The organism is Candidatus Electronema sp. TJ (assembly GCF_048287355.1).
In the GTDB taxonomy this organism is placed as follows: domain Bacteria; phylum Desulfobacterota; class Desulfobulbia; order Desulfobulbales; family Desulfobulbaceae; genus Electronema.
Window position 1 is genome coordinate 1 of record NZ_JBLWEP010000166.1, and the last position, 4,531, is coordinate 4,531.

At 52.9% G+C, this 4,531-nt stretch carries 7 protein-coding genes; 6 read left to right on the plus strand and 1 reads right to left on the minus strand.

Features of this window, described 5'->3' with window-relative positions; translation table 11 throughout:
- The coding region (locus ACNKID_RS10490) for a glycogen/starch/alpha-glucan phosphorylase (protein WP_417913383.1) at positions 1 to 743 on the plus strand (743 nt) is incomplete at its 5' end.
- Here the strand turns inward: ACNKID_RS10490 and ACNKID_RS10495 are convergent.
- Complete coding sequence (locus ACNKID_RS10495) at positions 722 to 1,180, minus strand: hypothetical protein (protein ID WP_417913384.1); 459 nt, start codon at positions 1,178 to 1,180, stop codon at positions 722 to 724. The two genes, ACNKID_RS10490 and ACNKID_RS10495, sit on opposite strands and share 22 nt — an antisense overlap.
- A gap of 89 nt (positions 1,181 to 1,269) precedes the next feature.
- Between ACNKID_RS10495 and ACNKID_RS10500 the strand changes: the two genes are divergently transcribed.
- The 5 genes from ACNKID_RS10500 to dnaX form a co-directional block, all read left to right on the plus strand.
- Complete coding sequence (locus tag ACNKID_RS10500; RefSeq protein WP_417913385.1) at positions 1,270 to 2,109, plus strand: hypothetical protein; 840 nt, start codon at positions 1,270 to 1,272, stop codon at positions 2,107 to 2,109.
- Positions 2,051 to 2,551 carry a hypothetical protein gene (locus ACNKID_RS10505; protein WP_417913386.1) on the plus strand — a complete coding sequence of 167 codons (501 nt, stop codon included), beginning with the start codon at positions 2,051 to 2,053 and terminating at the stop codon, positions 2,549 to 2,551. Before ACNKID_RS10500 ends, ACNKID_RS10505 begins: the two co-directional genes overlap by 59 nt.
- A 39-nt stretch (positions 2,552 to 2,590) precedes the next feature.
- A complete protein-coding gene (locus ACNKID_RS10510) occupies positions 2,591 to 2,827 on the plus strand; it encodes a hypothetical protein (RefSeq protein WP_417913387.1) in 237 nt (78 codons plus the stop codon).
- A 2-nt stretch (positions 2,828 to 2,829) separates the two neighbouring features.
- Complete coding sequence (locus ACNKID_RS10515; protein WP_417913388.1) at positions 2,830 to 3,060, plus strand: DUF2283 domain-containing protein; 231 nt, start codon at positions 2,830 to 2,832, stop codon at positions 3,058 to 3,060.
- Positions 3,061 to 3,080: 20 nt separating this feature from the next.
- A partial coding sequence (gene dnaX, locus ACNKID_RS10520; RefSeq protein ID WP_417913389.1) for a DNA polymerase III subunit gamma/tau occupies positions 3,081 to 4,531 on the plus strand: 1,451 nt, incomplete at its 3' end.

Here is a 4,531-nt window from a genome sequence, read left to right on the forward strand (position 1 = left end):
GCGGCAAGGCCGCGCCAGGCTATTTCATGGCCAAGCGGATCATCAAGCTGATCAACTCGGTGGCCCAGGTGATCAACAACGATCCGGCTGTGCGCGACCAGCTGAAGATCTCTTTCATCCCCAACTACAGCGTCAAGATCGGCCATATCGTCTATCCAATGGCCAATCTCTCCGAGCAGATCTCGCAGGCAGGCATGGAGGCTTCCGGCACCGGCAACATGAAGTTCTCCATGAACGGTGCGCTGACCATCGGCACCTTGGACGGCGCGAATGTTGAAATCCGGCAGGAAGTCGGGGCGGAGAACTTCTTCCTCTTCGGCCTGAACGTGGAGGAGGCGATGGAGCTGCGGCGGCAGAGCTACCGGCCTTGGGACTATTATCAGCACAACGAGAGTCTGCGCTCGGCTGTTGACCTGATTCAAGGCGGCCATTTCAGCTCCGGCGACCGCGAGCTGTTCCGCCCGATTGTCGACTCCTTGCTCCATGAGGACCGCTACATGCTCCTGGCCGACTATCAGGACTACATCGACTGCCAGCAGCGGGTCAGCGACCTCTTCGCCGACCGCAACGCCTGGACGCGGATGTCCATCCTCAACACCGCCCGCATGGGCAAGTTCTCCTCTGACCGCGCTGTTCTCGACTACAGCCGCAAGGTTTGGGACGTGCGGCCCTGCCCGGTCGAGCTGAAATCGCAGGAAATGCCGGAGGACGGCATCCTCTTTCATCCTGAGACGCAGGGCTGACTGATGATTTTTGTTGCAATTTCCAGCAGGAGAAGTAATCTGTGGCGCGGAAGAAAAGTGTCTTGTTTTTGCCGCGCAGGCGGGAACAGGGCATGTATCTCCTGCTCTTGCAGGAAGAAATCGCACGGCTGATGTTTTGCTGCAAGAGCTTGCGTTAAAGTTGCAGGCTGTTGATTTTTAATCGCAGGCATTGGAAGTAAAAAATCGTGGCCTTGCGAGAAAAAATCAAAGACCCGCAGGAGAGAATCTACGTCGTGCAAGAAAACTTCCGCCTGCTGATTTTCAATATCGGGCTGAGGATAGAAAAAATCAGGAGGATGTGATTTCGGCGGCGGGGATGGATGGGCAAGATTGCTGAACTGGAAAAAGCGGTCGGCGAGCTGGAGGCGGCAGGTCGAAGAAGAAGGATAAGCCGGTGGAGTGAGACGGCTCGGCAACGTGGCAGGGGTTAATTTTTTTGCCCCTGCGTGAGTTAGGGGAATGCTTCGCTTTCTTGAATTGACGTTACTGATTAAAGGTTTTCAATATGCCCGCAACAATCTTCTACTCGTGGCAGAGCGATTCAGATAAAGCAGTCAATCGCAATTTCATTGAATCTGCTCTCAAAAGAGCCATTCAGCAACTGAACCGCAACGAAGATGTTCTTTCGGCTATGCGCGATGAAGACAGCGTGGAATTTGACAAAGACACGCAGGGTGTTCCGGGCAGTCCTCCTATTGTTGAGACGATTCTGGAGAAAATATCCAACGCTGCGGTGTTCATTCCTGATCTGACTATTGTCGGGAAATCTTCTTCTGGTCGTCTATTGCCCAATCCAAATGTGCTGATTGAATACGGATGGGCTTTGAAATCTCTTGGATATCATCGCATCGTTCCTGTTATCAATAAGGCGTTTTGGAATCCTAAGCCGGAAGACATGCCGTTTGACATACGGCATATGCGCCACCCCATCACCTATCATCTTTCCGAAACAGATGAGCCGGAGCAAAAGAAGAAAGTTAGAGATGAACTTGCCAAGGACTTGGAACGTGCGCTAGCCGCTGTCTTCAAGCAAATGCCAGCAGAGGATGCAGATGCAAATACCTTCGTCGGGCAACTCGCAACGTTTAGTCCATCAGCATTCTGGGAGAAGGGCGAGACATTCAGTTTCAACAACGAGCGCATTTCGATACCTGATATTCCAAGAATGTTCCTTCGCCTCATTCCAAAGAAACCGCTCTCCTCAATTGAAACAAGCAAGGCAGCGTTGGATTTAATAAAGTTTAATAGTTTGAAACCAATGAGTCATGGCAGCATTAGCTGGTTTTATGAACGGAATAAATATGGTGCATTTTCAATCGACGAGCATGAGGGGGGGCTTAGCTAGGCATCTCTCTCAGCTATTTAAAACAGGGGAAATATGGGGTGTTGACTGTTGGACACTAGATCGAGAGCTTGCGCTCAGGCATGGCAATTTTCCTTATCTTCTTCATTCAAATCCAGAAGCCATGGGAGTCTTTCCGTGTGCCACCTTTGAAGAGATATTCATTAAGACACTCGAAAATTACCTAAAATTTGCCAATGAAAGACTTCAGTTATCTCTTCCAGTAAAACTAATTGTCGGTGCGACAGATGTTAAAGGATTCATGATGGCAACATGTTATGGAGTTAGTAGCCGTTTTCTTGGAAACGTTGTTGAAGAGCATCTCATCAAGGAAATGATTATTGACAATTACGATACGCCTCCTCGAACAATTTTGAGGCCATTTTTCGAGTACGTGTGGGAAGAATGCGGACTGACTCGTCCTGACAAGGAGTGTCTTGGTTAGAGCAGAGCGTCTCTTCTCTCAGCACAGCAGTATGACAAGATGAAAACAACTCAATATTTTGAGCATACAAGGACACGGCCTGATCGTACGATAATTAAAAATGAATGGATAAAGCAGGTTGTTGAGCATCCAGAACGGATAGAAATTCAATCTGATGGCCGGATCAGAAAATGGGCTTTGATCGAAGAAGTGAATAAATACTTGCGCGTGGTGTTGCTTGAAGATGGAGAAACTGTGCATAACGCTTTCTTTGACCGATCATTTAAAGAGGAATAGCAATGAGAGTAAAATATTTTTCCGACACAGACACGGCCTTGATCGAATTTGGCAGCCAAGAAATCAGCGAGACACGGGAAGTCAGCGAAAATATTTATCTCGATCTTGATCAGCATGGCAATGTTGTCAGCATGACTATAGAACATGCGAGAACCAGCGCAGCATTATGGGAATTTTCTTATCAGGAGCTTTCTTCCCAAACAAAACCCGCCAGGCCATCCTGCGCCTGCTGATGCCTTAACCACAGAGAGCCTTGTCCTACCTCGTCCTTGCCCGTAAATCCCGGCCTCAGAATTTCGCCCAGGTTGTCGGCCAGCAGCACATAGTACGCACCCTCCAGAACGCCCTGCTGCGCAGCAGGGTGCCGCACGCCCTGATCTTCAGCGGCGTGCGCGGCACCGGCAAGACCACCTTGGCCCGTATCATGGCCAAGGCTCTCAACTGCGAAAGCGGCCAGCCGCCGGAGCCGTGCTGCGCCTGCCGCTCCTGCAAGGAGATCGCCGGTGGCAGCTCGGTTGACCTGCACGAGATTGACGGCGCGTCCAATCGAGGCATTCAGGAAATCCGCGAGCTGAAAGAAAATATCCGCTTCATGCCGGTCATGTCGCGCTTCAAGATCATCATCATTGACGAAGTGCACATGCTGACCACCGAGGCTTTCAATGCTTTGCTGAAGACCTTGGAGGAGCCGCCCAGCCACGTGTATTTCATGTTCGCCACCACCGAGCTGCACAAGGTGCCGGTGACGATACTCTCCCGCTGCCAGCGGTACGAGCTGAAGCGGGTGGGCAGCAAGGAGTTGGCCGCGCATTTCGCCCGCTTGGCGGAAAGCGAAGGCATCACGATGGAGCCAGCCGCTCTGAACATGGTGGTGCGGGCCGCTGGTGGCTCAGTGCGCGACGGCCTCAGTCTGCTTGACCAACTCTTCTCCTATTGCGGCGAGCAGGTCACGGCGGCTGATGCCGCAGAGGTGCTGGGCACGGTCGGTAGCGAAGTCATCGCCGGAACGGCAAAAGCACTGCTGGCCCACGATCTCGCCGCAGCCTTGGAGCGGCTGGAGACCGTGACCCGCTCCGGCATGGACCTCAAGCGGTTCATCAATGAGCTGCTGGCGTGGTTCCGCAGTTTGGTGGTCTGCGCGGTGAGCAAAGATCCTGCCCAGCTCCTTGACTTGCCTGCGGACGAACTGGCTGCGCTGCAAGAAACCGCTGCCAGCCATTCAGCGCAATCGCTCTTCCTGCTCTTCAATCTGCTGATGGACAGCTTGGAGAAGGCGGCTTGGTCATCGCGACCTCGCTTTGCGGTGGAGATGGCCTTCATCCGCGCAGTGCAGGCGGAAGATGTGGTGCCGGTGACTGAGCTGCTGGGCCGCTTGGACAGCATTTTGGCCGGAACGCCGCTGCCGCAGGCGGCGGAGCCTGCACCACTCTACGAGAAAAAAAAAACTATAGCTGCTGAAAGCAAGCCGCCAGAACCTGAGCCAACGCGGACAACAGCGGAATTGCCGCCTGCGCCGCCCATGCCGGAAGAGCCGCCGCATCCGGCGGAGCAGTATCAGCCCGCGCCAAAAGCTGCGGCAGGAGAGCGGGATCTACGCAAGGACTGGCCAAATTTTATCAACACCATCAAAAAACCATGGATAGTCTCCACCTTGGAGCGGGCCGTCACGCCGCCTAAATGGGAAGGCGACAAGCTAATTCTGAC

Coding starts and splice junctions, on each gene's coding strand:
- ACNKID_RS10500 (WP_417913385.1), top strand. CDS start 1,270: ATGCCCGCAACAATCTTCTACTCGTGGCAGAGCGATTCAGATAAAGCA.
- ACNKID_RS10510 (WP_417913387.1), top strand. CDS start 2,591: ATGAAAACAACTCAATATTTTGAGCATACAAGGACACGGCCTGATCGT.
- ACNKID_RS10515 (WP_417913388.1), top strand. CDS start 2,830: ATGAGAGTAAAATATTTTTCCGACACAGACACGGCCTTGATCGAATTT.
- ACNKID_RS10505 (WP_417913386.1), top strand. CDS start 2,051: ATGAACGGAATAAATATGGTGCATTTTCAATCGACGAGCATGAGGGGG.